The sequence below is a fragment of the Legionella sp. 16cNR16C genome (assembly GCF_021297775.1).
GTDB lineage: Bacteria > Pseudomonadota > Gammaproteobacteria > Legionellales > Legionellaceae > Legionella_C > Legionella_C quinlivanii_A.
Genome location: NZ_JAJTMX010000001.1, coordinates 250,300 through 270,313, shown reverse-complemented (window position 1 = coordinate 270,313; position 20,014 = coordinate 250,300). Strand labels below are relative to the sequence as shown.

The following is a 20,014-nucleotide window of genomic DNA, read 5'->3' as shown; positions in this document are numbered from 1 at the left end:
CGTGGCAACTATAATCCGACCTTTGGATTAAGGCGGATCTTATTATTCACCAGCAGACGGACAAAAGGCATGATATCACTGGCCAGCAAACCTTTCTCCCCTTCTTCCTCTGCCGCTAAATCCGCTGCCGCCGCATGCAGCCACACGCCAAGACGGGCAGCGTCTGCCAGACTGAATTTCTGCGCAATAAGCCCTGCGATGATACCGCTTAGGGCATCACCCATGCCAGCGCTTGCCATTCCCGGATTACCCTGGGCGCAAAGATAGGTTTGCGCCGCATCAGTGCGTATTAGCGATCCCACGCCCTTCAATACAATTTGACCGCCATATTGCTGTTGTAATTGGCATACGGCTTCAAAGCGGTTCTTTTGAATATCTTTCAGCTTACAATGCAGGAGACCCGCTGCTTCACCGGGATGGGGTGTTAATATCCAGTTGTCATCATGCTGGGGATTGTCAGCGAGAATGCGAAGCGCCGACGCATCAATGACCATGGGCAATTGGGAGGCAATCACCTCGTTGAACAGGTCTATCGCCCAGTTGTCAGTACCAAGTCCAGGTCCAATTATACAAACGCTGGCCTTTTTAATTAATGGCTCTATTTCTTTAATCGAGCTGATGCCATGAATCATAGCTTCCGGCAAGCCCATCACCGGACGCCCGGCATGCTCAGGTTTGGTAGCCACCGTCACCAGACCCGCTCCCGATCTGGCCGCGGCCAGTGCAGCAAGGCAAACGGAGCCAGGCATGCCTTCTCCACCACCAATAATCAATACATGGCCAAAATCGCCTTTATGCGTATTTTTCCGGCGAGGAACCAGCTGGTTAAAGGATTCTCTTTCATCAATTAAAATTGCTGCAGGGGAAATTAGCGATAGACAGGGAGCACCATCCAGCTCATCAAGAAACAAATGTCCGCGGTAATCCGGACCATCCATTGTCATTAATCCGGTTTTAATACCAATAAAAGTAATAGTGCAGGAAGCCCTGACACAATGTCCAAGGGCGACCCCGGTATCGGCGTGTAAGCCCGAAGGCAAATCCAGAGATAAAACGGGTAAGCCACTGTCATTAATTAAGTCAATTGCCGACTGCAAAGGCTCTTTTACATCATTTTCCAGGCCAATACCCAGTAGTGCGTCAACAATCAGTTCAGCATCATTATCCAGCGTATCTTCCATAAATTGAAAAATCACACCAGCCTGTTGAGCACGTTCAGCCATTAAACGAGCAACCGGAGGCAGCTGATCCGTGGGCTTAAACTGATTAATCAACACGGCATAGCCCTGCTCATGAGCAAGCTTAGCCAGTACATAGCCATCACCTGCATTATTGCCGCCACCGCAAAACACAACCAGCTTTTTCACAGCAGGGTATTGCATTTGTAAAAGTTTAAATGCGCCAGATCCTGCCTTCAACATCAGGTCTTCTTCAGAAAACCTCAAGTGCTGCTGCATTAATTGTTCACAGTTGCGAATTTGTCGGGTACTGAACAGCGATGTGGTTGATTTGACCATAATATTTACCAAGCATTGCCTGGATACCGCGAACAAGCCGCGGTATGGGCGAATAAAGTTATGAATAACAAAGCTTTCAATACTGGCATCAAACTTGAGACTCAATGCCAATCGCAGATCAGCGATCAGTCAGAATCTTTCTTAACCAGCTTTAAGGCCGGTTTGGGCCGCTTGGGTTCTTCCCTGGGAGCTGGTGGCGGCTCATGGTATTCCTCGCCAAATTCCATGCCCCGACCGTTTTCCTTTGCATAAATTGCAAGTACTGCAGCTGGAATGACAAAGATTTGCATGGTTTCACCCGAAAATCGGGCTGTAAATACAATCCGATCATTTTCAAGATGCAAACCTCTGCAAGCCTGAGGCGAAATATTCAGTACAATTCTTCCATTATTCACATGAGCCTCTGGAACCTGTACACCAGGATAATTCGCATTGACCAGAATGTAGGGGGTCATATGATTATCAACAATCCAGTCATAGATAGCCCGAATCAGATAAGGCTTGTTCGATGTCATACTCATATCAGGCAGCCCGTAATTGTTTCTCAACTTCAGACAAACTGGTTTGGAATGAATCCCGCTTGAACAGTCTCTGCATATAAGTATGCAAGGCCTTTGCTTTCGCAGGAACTTCAATGCCTAATTGCGGTAGACGCCATAATAAGGGGGCCATCGCGCAGTCCAGTAAAGAAAATTCATCGCTTAGAAAATAGGGTTTATCAGCGAAGACCGGCTCAAGGCTAATCAGACTTTCCAAGAGATGCTGCCGAGCTTCTTCAGCCTGCTCATTCTTTTTAATTTGCATTAAAAGGTAATACCAGTCATGCTCGATACGATGCATCATTTTCCTGGCTTCGGCTCTTGCAACTGGATATACAGGCAGCAAAGGCGGATGTGGAAAACGCTCATCGAGATATTCCATTATAATTCTGGCTTCATAAAGAACCAGTTCACGATCAAGTAGGGTTGGAACCGTTCCATATGGATTGATAGAGAGTAAATCGTTCGAGGCTTCGCCTTGTTTAGCGGGCAGAATTTCTACATTAACCCCTTTTTCTGCAAGTACAATTCTCACCTGGTGACTGTAAACATCATCACTGTCAGAATATAAAGACATAATCGTGCGCTTTGTCACAATAGCCATCGCAACTCCTCGTCATACGTTAACTCAGCATATAGCATGCAAAAGAGTGCATTTTAGCACAAATTAGCAAGCAATGTTTAAGAATAGGCAAATTTATCATTAACGATCGGTCTAATGCTCAATCTTTTCCCAGTATGCTTTTTTTAGTCTGTAGACAACCAGCAAAAATATAAACAGGAAAGCGATGACAAATCCGCCTGCACGATAACGCACAAGCTTGGCCGGCTCTCCAACATATACCAGAAAATTAACCAAATCAGTAACCGCACTGTCAAATTCAGGCTGAGTCATTTCACCTGGCTCAGACAGTAATAAATGGGACAGGAATAAATATCCGGCCTCATCTTTATTCTCGATTGCGACCACTCTGCCTGCCAATGGTTCAAGTACATTTGGCATGGCCACCCCAGGAATTAAAATATTATTCGCGCCAAAGGGTCTCGTTTTATCTACGTAAAATCCCTTGAGATAGGTATAAAGCCAGGATGCGCCTCTTTGTCTGGCACTTAAAGAAAGATCAGGCGGCACTTTTCCGAACCATTCCTGGGCATCCGCTGGGGGCATACTAATTCTGATGGGATCGTAAATTGGAGCGCGGGTAAAAATCAGATTGTTAATCAACAAATCACTATCCAGCTCCCCGTCAAAAGTTGTTAAACCCAAATCATGAGCCATGCGATTATAGCGCATGTATTTCAAGGAATGGCAACCTGAACAATAATTCATATACATTTTGGCCCCGCGCTGCAAACGGGCCTTATCCTGCAAATCAATATCAACAGGTAATAATTTGACATTATCTTCTGCAGCAGCATGCAGAACACCAGCCAGGAAAATGGAAGAAAGTCCAAGACACAGCTTTTTTGAAATCATCGGCTTATCCTCTCTGGTACTTCAAGATGCTGCTCATAACGTGTATAAAATGGCATCAGGATAAAATAGGCGAAGTATATAAACGTACAAATCTGGGCGAGATATTGCCGTACGGGGGTTACCACCACGGTTCCCAAATACCCCAGGGTTACAAAGCTTATTAAAAAGATAAGCAATGCCCAGCGTGACAAATATCCCTTGTACCGCATTGAACGAACCGGACTTCTGTCCAGCCAGGGCATGAAAAACAGAAGTAGAATGGAGGAAAGCATTGCGATAACACCGATTAATTTGTTCGGAATCGCTCTTAATATGGTGTAAAAAGGCGTCATATACCAGACTGGCGCAATATGATCCGGGGTCACCATCGGGTCGGCAGGAACAAAATTGGCATGCTCCAGAAAATATCCGCCCATCTCCGGGGTGAAGAAGATAATGGCAAAAAACAAAATAAGAAATACCATTATCCCCACCGCATCTTTTACAGTGTAATAAGGATGAAAAGGGATTCCGTCCAGTGGGATGCCGCGGGGATCCAGATTATTTTTAATCTCAATCCCTTCAGGATTATTAGAGCCTACCTTGTGCAGAGCAACAATATGCAAAAATACCAGAACTAATAGCAATAGTGGGATACCAATAACGTGCAGAGCAAAAAAACGCTGCAGTGTAGCATTGGCCACATTGTAGTCACCCCGCAGCCAGGTAACCAGCGTATCGCCCACAAAGGGAATTGCTCCAAACAGCGAAGTAATCACCTGCGCTCCCCAGTAGGACATTTGTCCCCAGGGCAGCAAATACCCAAAAAAGGCCTCTGCCAGAAGCAATAAAAATATCACCATTCCAATCAGCCAGATGAGTTCTCTCGGTTTTTGATAGGACCCATACAATACGCTGCGAAACATATGCAGATAAATCACAATAAAAAAAGCAGATGCACCAGTGGAGTGCATATACCGCAGAAACCAGCCATAATTGACATCGCGCATTATGTATTCAACGGAATCAAATGCCCCATCTGCAGTGGGGGTATAAAACATCGTTAGCCAAAGACCTGTTACCAGCTGATTTATTAAAACAATCGTGGCCAAAGACCCAAAGAAGTAGAAGAAATTAAAATTCTTTGGTGCATAATACTCACTGATATGCTTTTTCCAGGTTGTCATCAGAGGAAAACGAGCATCAATCCAATTCAGTAATCCGCTCATGCTTGACCATCCTTTTCATCTTCGCCAATTATAATCAGGTGTTTATTAACAAAACGGTAGGGCGGAACCTCCAGATTAATTGGTGCAGGAACTCCTTTGAAAACCCTTCCAGCCAGATCAAAAGTGGAACCGTGGCAAGGACAGAAAAAGCCTCCCGGCCAGTCAGGCCGTAATTCTCTTTCATTGGGAGTATATTTAGGCGAACAACCAAGATGGGTACAAATTCCCACCAATACCAAATACTCGGGATTTATCGAGCGGAATTTATTTTGTGCATATTCAGGCTGCTGGTCAACCAGTGAATCAGGATCGCGCAAATCATCGTTATGCCCATTTAAATGTTTGAGCATTTCAGGTGTGCGCCTGATAATCCAAACAGGCTTCCCCCGCCACTCAACAGTAACCTGCTGGCCAGGCTCAATTTTACTGATATCAACTTCTACAGGGGCACCAGCAGCCTGTGCCTTAGCACTGGGCAGCCATGAGGAAACAAAAGGAGTTAAGGCACATACAGCCCCTATTCCACCTAATACTCCAGTGGTTCGTAATAAAAATTGACGCTTCTGTTCATCAATCACTTCCGATGGATACAGCTCACCCTGCTCAGGCTTGATTTCATCATTCACGGTGCTTTCTTCCTGTCTACTTCCTTTTATACCGTTTCAGACATCATGATTGAAGCATCAAGCTTGCTCTTTCAGTATCAGCTTGAACGCAATCAATTCCAGAATTCTGATAAAGGTGAAATGTACTATTTATATCAAAGATTTAAGCGTTTGCAAATGCAGGAGATCTATTTGCCAGGTATTCAATTGATGCGCTTGATTTTTTCAGGCTAAAAAAGAGAGTCTTCATCAAACTGTGTCATACCATGTCATCTCGAACGCAGTGAGAGATCTCCGAATGCTGGCACAAACCAAGATCTAGGAGATCTCTCACTGCGTTCGAGATGACGGTGCCTGTGAGTTAAGTAATGACACAGTCTAATAAAACACTCTCTAAAAAAAAACCCCGCATCGGCGGGGTTTGATATAAAGATATAATTAGCGTTTTGAGTACTGAGTGGCGCGACGTGCTTTGTGCAAACCCACTTTCTTACGCTCAACTCGACGAGAATCACGAGTCAGCAGACCTTTCGCACGTAATTTGCGTCGGTAAGAATCGGCTTGAGGTTCAGCATCTTCAGCCAAATCAATTTCATCGTACTGAACCAGTGCGCGGGCGATGCCCAGGCGAACAGCACCAGCCTGACCAGAAATACCGCCGCCAACAACAGTAGCGTAGATATCGAAACGCTCAAGAACGTCAACAGTTTCTAAAGGCTGTCTAACCACCATACAGGCAGTTTCGCGACCAAAATATTCTTCCAGTGCACGATTATTGATTTTGATTTCGCCTTTACCTGGACGGATAAAGACTCTGGCCGTTGAGCTTTTTCTACGACCAGTACCATAGTATTGCTGCAATTCAGCCATATTATTTATTCCTCAATCTCTAGTTGCTTAGGTTGCTGAGCAGCATGTGGATGTTCACTACCAGCGTATACTTTCAGCTTACGGTACATTTCTCTGCCCAATGGGTTTTTAGGAAGCATACCTTTTACAGCTAACTCAATAATTCTTATAGGATTTTTTGCCTGGAGCTTCTCAAAAGAAGTGGATTTTATGCCACCAGGAAATCCAGAGTGATGATAATACATCTTCTCTTTGAATTTACGGCCTGTAACAGTCACTTTTTCAGCGTTTGTTACAACGATATAATCCCCAGTATCAACGTGAGGGGTATATTCTGCCTTGTGCTTGCCGCGTAACCGACGAGCGATTTCAGTAGCCAGACGACCTAAAGTTTTGTCGCTAGCATCAATTATGAACCAATCACGTTTAACTTCGTGAGCTTTGGCGCTGAATGTTTTCATTAAATTAACTCCGTACCGCCTTTTATCATTGGTAATCTTTCAATCTTGGACGGGCGATTTTAACCAAAACTGTAATAACCTACAAGTAAAATAAGTAAAAACTTGAACAGAATCTTAAAAAAAGATTATTTAAGCGTTACTTATCCATTAATAATTGTTCGACAATTTTATTCTTTAATAAATGCTTGTCAACAATTTCATCAATATCTTCAAGCGTGGAGTAAGTATACCATACGCCTTCGGGATAAATTACAATACAAGGGCCTTGGGTGCAACGACCCAAACACCCTGATTTACTAACACGTATTTTTCCAGGACCATGCGCTCCAAGTTCAAGCAAACGCTCTTTCAGATGCTCAAAATACTCGATACCGCCACTATTGGCACAGCAAACTTTGCCAGCTGCTTTTTGGTTGGTGCATATAAACACATGCCGGATATAATGACTCAACAACTATTTTCCTTTCTGCTCAATTTTAGTTTTTAATTTCAACCCCGCTTTAAAGGTTACCACCCTTCGCGCAACCACTGGGATCTCTTCACCAGTTTTGGGGTTTCTACCAGGTCTTTGCGGTTTATCTCTCAGATTAAAATTGCCAAAACCTGATAATTTAACATCCTTTCCATTTTCCAAAGCATTCCGAATGGCTTCGAAAAACTCCTCAACCATTGCTTTTGCGTCTGGTTTGGACAAATCCAATTCACTAAACAAGGTTTCTGCAATCATTGCTTTACTTAGTGCATTCACGATTTTAATCCCTCAACGTAATTGAAAAATCATCCTCAAGTGTTCTGAGTATAGCATCAATTACCTGGTTTATCTCGTTATCAATCAAGGTTTTATTGTCGTCCTGCAGGACCAGCGCAATAGCAGCGCTCTTCTTGCCTTGTGGAATATTCTCTCCGCGGTAGATGTCAAACACATGAAAAGACTTCAACCAGTTATTGGGAATTACCGATTTAACCGCTTTTTCAATTTCCCCCATCTGGATGTTATCATCCATCAGAATGGACAGATCGCGACGGATCTGTGGAAATCGGGAAATTTGCGCATAGCGTATAACCGAGCTGGCTATCAGCTCATTCAAATACAACTCAAACAGTAATACTTCCTCCTGAATATCCAGGGCATCGGCAATACGGGGATGAAGACTGCCGCACCATCCCGCCACTTTACCATTGATTAGTATTTTCGCTGTTTTTCCAGGATGCAAAGCAGAATGCTCGGCTAACACAAACTCTACGTCTGAAATTTGCAGCAGTGCAAACAGACCTTGCAGATCACCCTTGATATCATAAAAATCAAAGGAACGTGCAGGCTCACACCAATTCATACCGCCGCTCTCTCCGGCAATTAAACCGGCAAGGCAAGGGTGTTCTTTTACCTGGTCATTCTCGACTTCAAACACCACACCTGCCTCAAAAAACTTAATCGATGTTTGCTGCCGATGCATGTTGTAAATCATGGAAGCTAAAAGGCCAGGCCACATTCCGGTACGCATTTGCGACAGCTCGGAGGAAATAGGATTCAATAAGCTCAATGCCTTTGTATGCGGGTATAGAGCCTGCTGCAATTCGGGATCGACAAAACTATAGCTAATTGTCTCATGATATCCACGGTCAGCGAAATAATGCGCTGCACGCTTGGAGATTGACTCGACAGGGGCAATGCTGCCTGGCTGAACCGTCGTAATCATTTTTTGCCCTGGAATTCGGTCATATCCTCGAATACGAATGACTTCCTCGATTAAATCCACCTCAAGCTGAATATCAAAACGATAAGCGGGCGGCGTAACTTTCCAGCAGGATGACTCTTTGCTGACGGTCATTCCCAGACTCTGCAGCAGTGCCAATATCTCAGCCTCTTCCACAACCACGCCTGTTAATTGCTCCACCCTGGATGGATTAAAGCGGATGCAGGGAAGTTGGGGCATAAAGTTGTTTTCAACCACTTCGGTGACAGGCCCCGCTTGTCCCCCGCAAATATCCAGTAGCAGACTGGTGGCTCTCTCGATAGCCTTTAATTGCAGTTGTGGATCGACCCCTCGCTCAAAACGTTGCGAGGAATCGGTAAACAGACCAAACTTTCTCGCGACTCCCGCGATGTGTATAGGTGTAAAATAGGCACTTTCCAGAAAAACAGCAGTGGTTTCATCACTCACAGCGGTTTCTTCCCCACCCATTACACCGGCCATTGCCAGCACCTTACTCTGATCAGCAATCACCAGAATATTATCGGTCAATGTAGTCTCCTGGCCATCCAGCAAGCGCAATGACTCATTGTTTCGAGCAAAACGTACTTCAATATTGCCGTCAAGCTTTTGCAAATCAAAAGCATGCATGGGCTGTCCCAGCTCAATCATCACATAATTTGTTATATCAACCACCGGATGAATACTGCGTATACCTGCACGACGTAGCCGCTCGCGCATCCACAGAGGAGTCACAGCATGTGAATTAACACCCTGAATTACTCGTCCACAATAATGCGGGCAAGCCTCGGCGTTTCTGAGCTGAACTAAACGCTGCTCATCGATGACAGGCCGAGACGGGGTTTCAGCAATGCCAGCCAGAGTGGAGCGCGTTAATGCTGAGACTTCTCTGGCGATTCCTAACACGCTCAGGCAATCAGCGCGATTAGGTGTTAAATCAATATCAAATACCTGATCGTCCAAAGATAAATAAGTACGTAAGTCTTGTCCAACAGGCGCATTTCCGTCTAATTCGATAATCCCGTCTGAACTTTCAGTCAAGCCTAACTCTGAAGCTGAGCACAGCATTCCCTGTGACAACTCTCCGCGTAATTTGGTTTCTTTAATATGAATTCCACCGGGTAAGCTGGCGCCGATTTGTGCGAGCGCAACCTTTAAGCCTTTTCTGACATTGGACGCACCGCAGACCACATGCAGCAGCTCTTTGCCTGTGCTCACTTCACATAGTGTTAACTTGTCAGCCTGAGGGTGCGGCTTTGTATTTAAAACTTCTGCAACAATAACCTGGTCAAAAGAGCCGGCCACGGGGCTGATTGAATCGACTTCTAATCCAGCCATCGTTAATAATTCGGCCAATTCTTGTGCATTAAGGGAGGGTTTTACCCATTCACGTAACCATTCTTCACTTACTTTCATCGTTTCCTCTTACCAGGATTTTTCAAGCCGATTGCTCAGGAGGTGCTATTTAAAATTGCTTTAAAAAGCTGAGATCATTTTCAAACATCATTCTTAAATCGTCGATACCAAAGTAAAGCATCGCCAAGCGATCCATTCCCATACCGAAAGCCCATCCCTGATAGTGTTCTGGAGATATATTAACGGCTTTGAGCACATTGGGATGAACCATTCCGCAGCCCAGCACTTCAAGCCAGCCGGTAAATTTACAGGAACGGCAGCCTTTTCCTGAACATTGGGTACACTCGATATCTACCTCAGCAGATGGTTCAGTAAAGGGGAAATAGGATGGTCTAAACCGCAATGCAAGCTCACGGCCAAAAAAGTCGGCGAAAAAATCATGGAGCAGACCGCGTAACTGAGACAGTGTGGCTGTTTTTTCAATTAATAAGCCTTCAACCTGATGAAACATCGGCGTATGCGTTAAATCGGAGTCGCAGCGATAGACCCGTCCGGGTGCAATTAAACGCATTGGCGGCTGGCGCTCTTCCATAGTGCGAATCTGGACAGGCGACGTATGCGTTCGCAGCAAATGTCCATCGCCAAAATAAAAGGTATCATGCATCGCACGCGCGGGATGGTGCCCTGGTATATTAAGGGCTTCAAAATTATAAAATTCTGTTTCTACTTCCGGCCCGGTGACAATATCGAATCCCAGACGGCTAAAATAGTCATTAACCCGTTGTTTGACCTGAGTAACTGGATGCAGAGATCCTGAGTGGGTATTTCTTCCAGGAAGACTAATGTCGATTCGCTCATCACGAAGCTTCTGCTGCAGGGCTATTTCTTTTAGATCAATTAATTTATTTTCAATTAAGCTGTTAAGCTCTCGTTTGGCAAGATTTACCAACTGGCCAACTTTGGGTTTATCTTCAGCACTTAGATGGGCAAGACTTTTAAGAATTTCCGTCAAAAGACCTTTTTTACCCAGATAATCAATCCGAATAGCCTCCAAGATTTGTATACTATTGGCTTCTTGTACGGCCTTGGCAGCCTTTTCCTGTAATTCGACTATGTCTTGCATGATCTTGACCTGCATATAGAAAAGGAGGCTCAAGCCTCCCTATTCATCTAACAAAATGAAGCGCTTTGATAATAAACTCCAGTCCAATGCGTGTTTGCCCTGGATCTTCTGCATAATCCAGCGAGCAGATCAGGGCGCAATGAACAATTATTATCTATTGGGCTAAAGCGGCCTTGGCTTGTTCAGCAACAGCAGCAAAAGCCTGCTTGTCATAAACCGCCATATCAGCCAGAACTTTTCTGTCTAATTCGATAGCGGCTTTTTTCAAACCATCAATCAAACGGCTGTATGACAAACCACACTCGCGAGCCTGAGCATTGATTCGAGTAATCCACAATGCACGGAATTGTCTTTTCTTTTGACGACGGTCACGGTAAGCATATTGACCGGCTTTGATCACTGCTTGTTTGGCTACTCGATAGGTACGACTACGGGCACCATAATAACCTTTGGCCTGATCTAAAATCTTTTTGTGACGTGCTTTGGCCGTCACTCCACGTTTAACTCTTGGCATTATTCACTCCTCCCCTTAACTACCGTGAAGCATACGTTCTGCGAGACGAGCATCACACTTTTTCAGTGTACCTGCCGCAACACGCAAATGACGTTTTTGCTTTGGCGATTTTTTGGTAAGGATGTGATTTCTGTAAGCGCGTCGACGCTTGATAGAACCACCCGCTGTCTTACGGAAGCGTTTACTCGCTCCACGATGCGACTTTAACTTTGGCATAGCATATACTCCGCATTTGTTTCGCTACTAATGTTGGCATCCAGTACTTTCAAATTCAAAACGAGCAATTTGCCTGTTGGCGATGAATTGCAGCAATGTAAAGAAGTATTCAGTAATCAGCCTTTTTTCTTAGGCGACAAGACCATAACTAATTGGCGGCCTTCACGTTTAGCCTGTTGCTCAACCACAGCATGTTCTGCTGTATCTTGCATGAGACGCTCCATGATTTTCATACCAATGTCCTGATGGGCCATTTCACGACCGCGAAAACGCAGCGTAATTTTGACTTTGTCACCATGATTAAGGAACCGTATCAGGTTGCGTAGCTTGACCTGATAATCCCCGTCTTCCGTCGTAGGACGAAATTTCAACTCTTTGACCTGAATTTGTTTCTGCTTTTTCTTCGCTTCAGATAATTTTTTATTCAGTTCAAACAGATATTTACCATAATCCATAATCTTACAGACAGGCGGCTTGGCAGATGGCGATATCTCGACCAAATCATGCCCACTATCCTCTGCTGCGCGTAGAGCTTCTCGCGTAGACACAATGCCCACCTGGTTGCCGTCAGCATCAATGAGACGTACCTCAGGTACATTGATTTGTTCATTAACTCTTGCACGATCGCTATCGCGCTTATTTGGTGCAGTAATAGTTTAACCCTCCATCTGAGTTTTAAATACGACCTTTGGTCGCAATCTCTTTTTGCAACAGGTCGCAAACGCTGTCAATCGTCATTACACCCAGATCCGTACCTTCACGTGTTCTCACTGAAACGGAGCCGGTTTCCACTTCTTTGTCACCAATGACCAAGAGGAAGGGAATTTTCTGTAAAGTATGCTCGCGAATTTTAAAACCAATTTTCTCATTTCTCAAGTCAAAATTGGCTCTGATCCCCTGTTTTTGCAAAATTTTTGTTACTTGTTCGCCAAATTGCTGTTGTTTTTCACTTACAGTAAAGATTATAGCCTGAGTTGGTGCCAGCCATAACGGCATTTTTCCAGCATAATGCTCAATGAGAATTCCCATAAATCGCTCGAACGAGCCCAGAATGGCCCGATGCACCATCACTGGAGTTTGCTTGCCGCCATCTTCGGCAATGTAACTTGCTCCCAAACGATCCGGCATTGAAAAATCAACCTGTATAGTACCACATTGCCAGATTCTTCCCAGGCAATCTGCCAGGGAACATTCAATTTTCGGGCCATAGAAAGCACCTTCGCCAGGCGCATCCTGCCATTGAATGTCATGACCGGCCATCGCCTGTTTCAAGGCATTCTCCGCTTTGTCCCATACTTCATCACTGCCTACCCGTTTTTCGGGTCTTAGCGCCAGGCGATATTTAATTTCACTGAAACCGAAATCCGCATACACAGACTGAACCAATTCGAGCATCATTGCCACTTCAGACTGAATTTGCTCTTCTGTACAGAAAATATGCGCATCATCCTGCACCATATTGCGGACCCGCATTAAACCGTGTAGCGAACCGGAGGGTTCACAGCGGTGACAATTGCCGAACTCTGATAGGCGCAATGGCAAATCGCGGTAGCTTTTCAAACCATGATTATAAATTTGTACATGGCAGGGACAGTTCATGGGTTTAACAGCATAGAGCCGGTTTTCCGTCTCAGTAATAAACATTTCATCTCTGAAATTATCCCAATGGCCGGATTTCTCCCACAGTGAGCGATCGACTAATTGTGGAGTTTTTACTTCCTGATAACCAAAATCTGCCAGACGGCTGCGCATGTAACGCTCTAATTCCTGGTAAATTATCCAGCCATTCGGATGCCAGAAAACCATTCCTGGTGCGATATCCTGGAAGTGGAAAAGATCAAGGGCCTTGCCCAGTTTACGGTGGTCACGTTTCTCTGCTTCTTCGATGCGATGTAAATAGGCTTCCAGCGACTTCTTATCATTCCAGGCTGTGCCATATACCCGTTGCAGCATTTCGTTATTGGAATCACCTCGCCAATAAGCCCCCGCCAGTTTGGTCAGTTTAAATGCTTTCAGTTTGCCGGTGGAAGGCACATGCGGACCTCGGCAAAGATCTTCAAAATCCCCCTGTCGATAGAGGGAAATCACTTCGCCCTGGGGAATTTCGGCAATAATTTTAGCTTTGTATTCTTCCCCTAAACTACGGAAATAATCAATAGCTTCATCACGCGGCAGTTCACGTCTTGACACAGGATAATCCGCTTTGGCCAATTCAGTCATTTTTGCTTCAATACGCTCCAGATCTTCCGGCGTAAAGGGACGCTCAAAGGCAAAATCATAATAGAAACCATCCTCTATTACCGGGCCAATAGTTACCTGGGCACTTGGAAACAGCTGTTTGACTGCCTGTGCCAATAAATGGGCGGTAGAATGCCGAATAACCTCAAGGCCCTCTTTCTGTTTCTCGGTGATAATGACCAGATCACTATCTTCCTGAATCAGAAAGCTGGTATCCACAAGATGTCCGTCAACGGAGCCAGCCAAGGCGGCCTTAGCCAGCCCGGGGCTAATAGTATTTGCCACTTCATAGACAGTTACAGGCTGTTCAAAGTGTTTAATTTGTCCATCAGGCAATTTAATATGAGGCATCTTTATTCCTTCCGTCTTCAGATTGAAGCAAATTTTAGCAGTATGCACAGAGAAATGGGCTATCCTGGCATTATTAATTTATATATTGGCAAAACCTACAGACTAACCTATTTTTGAACAGAGGTAAAGCATGAAATAACAGTGCCTGCCTGCATTAGTCATTATCATTCATAAAAGCTGAATGAGCTTCAGCTTGGCTGTTGCGAGAATTAAGCAGACTGTCAGGAGAAACATAAAAACCAGGTTATGGGTGACTGCATCTGCCACTCTCTTACTTGGTTTTTTTGGTCATATACATCTTGTAATCGGCCTGAGCCAGCATGTCTTCAAGAGTCTGATGCTCTTCTGGATTGAACTGAATGACGCCCACACTGAATTCAATGGCGTACTCTTTGGGCTCTACTGACTTCAATGCATGATTAAAGCGTTGAATAACTCCTGATACATCTTTTTGATTCAGTTCGGAGCAAAATACACAAAATTCGTCGCCTCCCAAGCGGGCAATTATATCGTAATAACGAAAATTATGCACAAGAGCGTCTGCAACAAGTTTTAATACTTTATCACCCTCTGCATGTCCAAATTGATCATTAATGTATTTAAATTTATCCAAATCAAAAAACAACAGGGTAAATATCTGATTCTCACGCTGGTATTTCTGAAACAGGTAGCCGGCCAGTTTTAGAAATCCCCGGCGGTTGGTTAAGCCGGTTAATTCATCGGTTATAGAAACCTGTAATTGTTCCAGATCCCTTTCAACCATCTGAGCAAGATCATGGATAAGATTCTGATCGACTTCAGCCTTCAATCGAGGCTTGTCATCAATCAGGCAAATAACTCCCACATTGTAGCCTTTAATTTTTAAAGGACAGCCTAGGTAAAATCTGAAATTTGGCTCCCCTATCACAAAAGGATTATCATAAAAGCGCTCATCCCTGGTTGCATCTTCAACCACCATAATTTCATCTGAAAGAATAACATGACCACAAAATGAAGTTTTTCTGGCGGCCTCGGCAATATCAAATCCTTGGGTAGATTGCATCAATTGACGCTCCGCTTCCAGGAATGAAATCACCGAAATAGGCACGTCAAACAGCTTGCATGCGATTCGGGTTATCCTATCAAAACGTTCTTCTTTCTCGGTATCGAGTATTTGTAATTTATAAAGTGTCGCCAGGCGCTCTGCTTCATTTACTGGCTTATGCGGAGGTATAATTTATCCAATCCTTGCAAATACATTCCAATACCGATGGAGCTCTATATAGGAATAGTATATATCATAGAGGCAATCGTCTATTCCATAAATTTTATTGCTGCTTGAACAAAGGAAAAGCTGATGTATGAAAATTGATTTAGATAACAGAGGGGTGAAATTGGTAGGCACGAGTGGGATCGAACCACCGACCACCACCATGTCAAGGTGGTGCTCTACCACTGAGCTACGTGCCTAGCACAACGTCCGGCATTATATTAAAGCTTTTTTCACAAAGCAATTAATTTATTTAATAATTCTGATAATAAAAAAGGCTTGAATGGACTGCGATCAATTCAAGCCTTACACGGCGAGGTTAATTGCCATGAGTTAAACCACTGCTGGCAGTTACCGGGGTAATTTGTTCCGTCTTCATACTCCCATCGCTACCAGAGCTTCGTGAAGCCGTTTCCGTTGACTTCGAGAGACATCATAGCAAACCAAAAATTAATGTCAACAATTAATTTCCAAAAGAAACCAAAAGTTTCCGCTTATCTTAATAATTGCACCCTGGTTTCCAATTTGTTACACTTCATTACCTTTCCTCTGATTATTAAACAATGGAAAAAGTCGACCTTAGTAAACAGTTTTCCTACCGGTTACGAGACGCTATGATTGCCGCGGGATTAAACTCTCAGCGCTCAACTTCCGGTGTGTGTATTCATCAACTGGCCAGTATAACTGGCTATTCTGTGCAGATATGCAGGCGTTATCTGCGTGGCGAAGCGATTCCTGAGCCTGCCAAACTGGTAGAAATCGCGGAAAAATTGAACGTATCTCCAGGCTGGTTGTTATTTGGCGACAGTATTTCGCTGCAACCAGAAGGAGCTGAAACCCTCCTGATTCATAAGAATCTTCTGCACTATATTTTCACTCGCGCAGGAGATCTATATAATGCAAGCCGCAATAGAGGGGAGATCGCCAATTTTTTGCTGGATCTCATCAAGGACGTGAGTCAGATTAATGCAAATTCTGAGCAAACCAGGAAGATTATTGATTTAGCGCTGGCATCTGCCGGGCATTTTAACCATTAGCATGGAACGTTTTAAGCAAATTCATGGAAACCAGTCGTATAGCAACAGCACATCCGCAAATGATGGATCTTCTATTTGGTCACAAGGATAAAATACAGCGCATATTTAGTGATGTACTGGGACTTCATCAAATCCATCATATGTCGGTGATATCAATTGATTCGCATGCTCGTATTCTGATTATTTCCTCTACTCCCTCGATGGAGTTTAACCTGTTTAGCCGTAATTTATGGGACTACGATTTAACTTATAACCCTGCCTGGTATCAGCGTTGTGAACAGGCAAGCTGGCAATCGCTCTATCATCCGGCGCGTTATGAGGAACTTTATTATTTACGACAGGTCAGACATGAACTGCCTGTCGGCACATCAATTGCCGAACCAGCGCAGGAAGGCGGCTATTTTATTTATTCATTAGGCAGTAACAATACCTGTATGCAAGTGCAATCTCAATTTGCTCATGAAAAAGAGTTGCTATGCAAAATTGGCCAGCATTGCAGCAGCCTGCTTGCGCCCCTGTTTTACGATTATAAGCAATAGTTTTAAAGGCTTAGCCCAGCCCGCCATAACCATTATTGATTATGAATAATAAGTCCTGCTTTTGCATTTTCACTGAGCTTTAAAGCTTCACGAATGGCCTCCTTCTTGTTCTTAAAGTGTCCGCTAGCTCGCGATGCACCTTGCTTTTTCACAGTCCAGCCCTCTTCATCAGCAAATACAAGATAAAATGCGTTTTTGGCGGGTTTTAAATTCAGACTTTTTGCCAATAGTTTTTTAATGATTAGTAAATGCTCCTGCTCTTGTTTTAGAGCCGTCATAAATTCCTCTGCCAACTGTGGATATCCATTTTGTGCAGACAGTTCAATCAATGTTTCCCAGGCTGCATTATCCGACAGCTCTACAGTCATTAAGGCTTCCAAGGTTTGCGGAATGCTTGTTCTTGGATCAGTTAGCACCTGAATGATGCCCATTCCCATTACTCCGCTCACATCTGCACAGGGAGTCATCACGGTAGGATCGGCGCCCAATCGGGTTATCGCTTTCTCTAACATGGCCATATGCTGAGCTTCCTCCTCGCACAGATGCTGAAATTCCTTACATAATTCGTCTTGATTCAGTCCTTTAGCTTTTGCGAATGCGGCATCATATATGCGAACGCCTGAACGCTCATAAGCCAGGCGTTCACCCAGTTTGTCAATAAGCAATTGAAAACCCAATGGATTGCTTTTTGTTCCTTCAGCTTCAGGAATACTGCCCACAGGATTGGCTTCTGCAGCCATTTGGCTTCGCTGCCTACTCAGCATGCGACTATCTCCAGGAACATCAGGCGGGAATTGAGTTTCCGCGTTGAGCATGGATTTCAGATTTTGTGGCTCCAACAAGACGCCGGTAAAATTATGTCCTTGATAATTTTTCATAATAGACTCCTTGTCCTCAGTGTCTTGCACTACTAAGTTCAGTACCGGGACGCCACTGGTAGCCAGCAGAGGCGATATCAGCCGGAACACCTTCTGAATTCATATGCTCCCTATAATTTATTGATCTTTTATCTTCTTTTTCTAAGGGTACATACTGAGCACCATTGGTGCGCAAATTAATTTCAGCTTTTAAAACTTCGAGCACAAACTCACGCTGACTTTTGAATTCAAGCATTACCGGCAAGTCACCAGTCAATAATTCAGCCGGATCTCTTTTTTCAAATTGCTTGAATAAATCGCATGCAAGATGAAATTGCCCTAATTCATAATCCAGAAATCTCTCCCATATAGCCTTAACCCGCAGATTGCTCTCCTGCTCTACACAGCTTAGATAAGTATAAATTTCCATTAATTCATGAATAATCCATTTTTCAATCAGAGACTCCTCTGGATCCATTAAAGAACCATATTGAGTGACATGCTGCTCTTCAATGGAGGCGATTTCAGCATAAAGCTGCCTTGCGATCGGATCAGCAAAAAGAGGCCCGATATTCATATAATAATCGTGAGTCTGGAATTCTGCGGCTGTAATCATAGCTGCATGTATTTTTGTGATTAACTGAGCCTTGTCTTTCTGATAGGAATCGCGAAGGTCGTCCCTTGGGGCGCGGTGATGTTCTGATGTTGGGCGCCCAGGAATTAAATCGGTATATCCCTGCAGAATATTGTTGGCATCTTTGCCTTCCAGCCTATCCAGCATTGCCGCATAGCGATACAGATGATCAAAATCTTCAAGTAATCCAAAGCGGTAAGTTTGTGCCTGATAAGGATCAGGCTCAGATTTTGCAACGGCGGCTGTTACTTCAATAGCCACTTGTTCATAGGCAATTGTGGTTTCAAGCGGTGAATGGTCAGCTGAGAGTAACCAGTTAATCTGTGTTGCCTGGTGCTGTTCTACCCGTCTTACCTGAGCTAGTGGAAGCTGAAGTTCTTTATCGAAGCGGGATAAGAAATGTTTGGTGCGCAGCGCATCAAGCTCGATCCCATTTAGCAAAATAATGCGCACACGGGTAAATGCATCATCGTCCAGCTTGCTGATTGGTTTTCCTGCCAATTCTTTCCAGGTAAATTGTTGCTTATCAAGCGGACAGCCCTTCTCTTCTAAAATCGATCTGAAATTGCTTGCCATATAAAGCTCCTTTTAGTTGGACTTAGCGCGTTCATCATCCTGAACAGTTTTGAAATCTGGTTTATATTATAACTATAGCATTGAACTATTTTTGACCAACCAATTCCTTGGCTTACTGCATTAAGGAGATGTTATGACAATAGGGAAACTCATGTTCATAGGCGGTGCGGAAACACAAACAATTAACGAGTCCAAAAATTCTGAAAAATACCGCTTTGAGTTATTAGAGGAACTTTTTTCTGAATTGCGTATTGAAACACTCGAAGTGATAACCACACCCTCGAAAGAATTTGAAAAAATGAGAAAAAAATACAGTACTGTGTTCGACAAAATTACCGGCAGCAGACCTCATTTTATTATTTTGGGCGATGACAAGCCTGAAGAATATCTCGAGCGTCTGGAAAATGCTGACGCTGTTTTTTTTACCGGAGGGAATCAGGAAAAAGTCTTAGACTTAATGGATAAAGAATTAATCCAGACCATTACACAGCGTTATCGTGAAGATAAACTAATCATTGCCGGAACAAGCGCTGGGGCGATGATCCTCGCCGACCAGATGATATATGAAGGCGGAAATGAAGCGTCCCAGGTTGATGATCATTTGAAAACTACGAAAGCCCTTAGTTTATTGGCAGACTCCATTATTGATACCCATTTCATCCAGCGAGGACGTTTTGCACGTCTTGCCCATGCAGTCAAACGCTTCCCGGGACATATTGGTTATGGGATAGAAGAAAATGCGGCGCTGCTCATTGAAAATGGTACTCATGCCAGTTGTTACGGTGGAGGAACCTTAACTATAATCGACGGCCGCAAATTACAGAAAAATGACTATAACATTACCCAGGAACTAAGCCATGAATTTGTGCTCAATTTAAAAGTGCACTTGCTGATTAAGGGCTGTCAGTTCAGGCTGCCTGATTTTGATCAGGTTCATTGTTGAGGCGTCCTTCATT

The 20,014-nt window shown here is 44.0% G+C and carries 22 protein-coding genes and 1 tRNA gene; 3 read left to right on the top strand and 20 right to left on the bottom strand.

Annotated elements, in window-relative coordinates; all coding sequences use genetic code 11:
• Positions 1 to 8: 8 nt before the first annotated feature.
• The 18 genes from LXA66_RS01250 to LXA66_RS01165 form a co-directional block, all read right to left on the bottom strand.
• Positions 9 to 1,517 (bottom strand): NAD(P)H-hydrate dehydratase, encoded by a 1,509-nt coding sequence (locus LXA66_RS01250; RefSeq protein ID WP_370637153.1) that lies wholly within the window; start codon positions 1,515 to 1,517, stop codon positions 9 to 11.
• 125 nt (positions 1,518 to 1,642) lie between these two features.
• Positions 1,643 to 2,038, bottom strand: coding sequence for a ClpXP protease specificity-enhancing factor (locus LXA66_RS01245; protein WP_058507812.1), 396 nt, complete (start codon positions 2,036 to 2,038; stop codon positions 1,643 to 1,645).
• A gap of 1 nt (position 2,039) precedes the next feature.
• A complete protein-coding gene (locus LXA66_RS01240) occupies positions 2,040 to 2,660 on the bottom strand; it encodes a glutathione S-transferase N-terminal domain-containing protein (protein ID WP_112220057.1) in 621 nt (206 codons plus the stop codon).
• A 111-nt stretch (positions 2,661 to 2,771) separates the two neighbouring features.
• A complete protein-coding gene (locus tag LXA66_RS01235) occupies positions 2,772 to 3,533 on the bottom strand; it encodes a cytochrome c1 (protein ID WP_112220058.1) in 762 nt (253 codons plus the stop codon).
• A complete protein-coding gene (locus tag LXA66_RS01230; protein WP_233011592.1) occupies positions 3,530 to 4,741 on the bottom strand; it encodes a cytochrome b N-terminal domain-containing protein in 1,212 nt (403 codons plus the stop codon). Before LXA66_RS01230 ends, LXA66_RS01235 begins: the two co-directional genes overlap by 4 nt.
• Positions 4,738 to 5,367 carry a ubiquinol-cytochrome c reductase iron-sulfur subunit gene (gene petA, locus LXA66_RS01225; protein WP_058507816.1) on the bottom strand — a complete coding sequence of 210 codons (630 nt, stop codon included), beginning with the start codon at positions 5,365 to 5,367 and terminating at the stop codon, positions 4,738 to 4,740. Before petA ends, LXA66_RS01230 begins: the two co-directional genes overlap by 4 nt.
• A gap of 417 nt (positions 5,368 to 5,784) precedes the next feature.
• The gene (rpsI, locus tag LXA66_RS01220; protein ID WP_058507817.1) at positions 5,785 to 6,216 is read right to left on the bottom strand and encodes a 30S ribosomal protein S9; all 432 of its coding nucleotides are present in this window, start codon (positions 6,214 to 6,216) and stop codon (positions 5,785 to 5,787) included.
• A 5-nt stretch (positions 6,217 to 6,221) separates the two neighbouring features.
• Positions 6,222 to 6,656 carry a 50S ribosomal protein L13 gene (rplM, locus tag LXA66_RS01215; RefSeq protein ID WP_233011591.1) on the bottom strand — a complete coding sequence of 145 codons (435 nt, stop codon included), beginning with the start codon at positions 6,654 to 6,656 and terminating at the stop codon, positions 6,222 to 6,224.
• 136 nt (positions 6,657 to 6,792) lie between these two features.
• Complete coding sequence (locus LXA66_RS01210) at positions 6,793 to 7,110, bottom strand: ferredoxin (RefSeq protein ID WP_233011590.1); 318 nt, start codon at positions 7,108 to 7,110, stop codon at positions 6,793 to 6,795.
• Positions 7,111 to 7,404 (bottom strand): integration host factor subunit alpha, encoded by a 294-nt coding sequence (locus LXA66_RS01205; RefSeq protein WP_058507819.1) that lies wholly within the window; start codon positions 7,402 to 7,404, stop codon positions 7,111 to 7,113. It abuts the gene before it with no gap.
• A gap of 4 nt (positions 7,405 to 7,408) precedes the next feature.
• Positions 7,409 to 9,784 (bottom strand): phenylalanine--tRNA ligase subunit beta, encoded by a 2,376-nt coding sequence (pheT, locus tag LXA66_RS01200; RefSeq protein WP_233011589.1) that lies wholly within the window; start codon positions 9,782 to 9,784, stop codon positions 7,409 to 7,411.
• 49 nt (positions 9,785 to 9,833) lie between these two features.
• Entirely contained in the window at positions 9,834 to 10,847 is a 1,014-nt protein-coding gene (gene pheS, locus LXA66_RS01195; RefSeq protein WP_233011588.1) for a phenylalanine--tRNA ligase subunit alpha, read from the bottom strand.
• Positions 10,848 to 11,001: 154 nt separating this feature from the next.
• On the bottom strand, positions 11,002 to 11,361 hold the full coding sequence (gene rplT, locus LXA66_RS01190) for a 50S ribosomal protein L20 (protein ID WP_112220061.1): 360 nt from the start codon (positions 11,359 to 11,361) through the stop codon (positions 11,002 to 11,004).
• A 15-nt stretch (positions 11,362 to 11,376) separates the two neighbouring features.
• The gene (gene rpmI / locus LXA66_RS01185) at positions 11,377 to 11,577 is read right to left on the bottom strand and encodes a 50S ribosomal protein L35 (RefSeq protein ID WP_112220062.1); all 201 of its coding nucleotides are present in this window, start codon (positions 11,575 to 11,577) and stop codon (positions 11,377 to 11,379) included.
• A 116-nt stretch (positions 11,578 to 11,693) separates the two neighbouring features.
• Entirely contained in the window at positions 11,694 to 12,230 is a 537-nt protein-coding gene (gene infC, locus LXA66_RS01180) for a translation initiation factor IF-3 (RefSeq protein WP_058507822.1), read from the bottom strand.
• 22 nt (positions 12,231 to 12,252) lie between these two features.
• Positions 12,253 to 14,166, bottom strand: coding sequence for a threonine--tRNA ligase (gene thrS, locus LXA66_RS01175; RefSeq protein WP_233011587.1), 1,914 nt, complete (start codon positions 14,164 to 14,166; stop codon positions 12,253 to 12,255).
• Between the two features lie 271 nt (positions 14,167 to 14,437).
• Complete coding sequence (locus LXA66_RS01170) at positions 14,438 to 15,343, bottom strand: sensor domain-containing diguanylate cyclase (protein WP_255665201.1); 906 nt, start codon at positions 15,341 to 15,343, stop codon at positions 14,438 to 14,440.
• Positions 15,344 to 15,540: 197 nt separating this feature from the next.
• Positions 15,541 to 15,615 (bottom strand) — tRNA-Val (locus LXA66_RS01165).
• Between the two features lie 363 nt (positions 15,616 to 15,978).
• On the opposite strand from LXA66_RS01165, the gene LXA66_RS01160 reads away from it, so the two are divergent.
• Complete coding sequence (locus LXA66_RS01160) at positions 15,979 to 16,452, top strand: helix-turn-helix domain-containing protein (RefSeq protein WP_233011585.1); 474 nt, start codon at positions 15,979 to 15,981, stop codon at positions 16,450 to 16,452.
• A 23-nt stretch (positions 16,453 to 16,475) separates the two neighbouring features.
• Complete coding sequence (locus tag LXA66_RS01155) at positions 16,476 to 16,991, top strand: hypothetical protein (RefSeq protein WP_233011583.1); 516 nt, start codon at positions 16,476 to 16,478, stop codon at positions 16,989 to 16,991.
• Positions 16,992 to 17,023: 32 nt separating this feature from the next.
• Here LXA66_RS01155 and LXA66_RS01150 read toward each other — a convergent pair whose 3' ends face one another.
• Both LXA66_RS01150 and LXA66_RS01145 read right to left on the bottom strand, forming a co-directional pair.
• Positions 17,024 to 17,869: a demethoxyubiquinone hydroxylase family protein gene (locus LXA66_RS01150; protein WP_233011582.1), complete on the bottom strand. Its 846-nt coding sequence runs from the start codon at positions 17,867 to 17,869 to the stop codon at positions 17,024 to 17,026.
• A gap of 16 nt (positions 17,870 to 17,885) precedes the next feature.
• Positions 17,886 to 19,058 carry a hypothetical protein gene (locus LXA66_RS01145; protein WP_233011581.1) on the bottom strand — a complete coding sequence of 391 codons (1,173 nt, stop codon included), beginning with the start codon at positions 19,056 to 19,058 and terminating at the stop codon, positions 17,886 to 17,888.
• A gap of 133 nt (positions 19,059 to 19,191) precedes the next feature.
• On the opposite strand from LXA66_RS01145, the gene LXA66_RS01140 reads away from it, so the two are divergent.
• The gene (locus tag LXA66_RS01140; RefSeq protein WP_233011580.1) at positions 19,192 to 20,001 is read left to right on the top strand and encodes a cyanophycinase; all 810 of its coding nucleotides are present in this window, start codon (positions 19,192 to 19,194) and stop codon (positions 19,999 to 20,001) included.
• Positions 20,002 to 20,014: the final 13 nt, after the last annotated feature.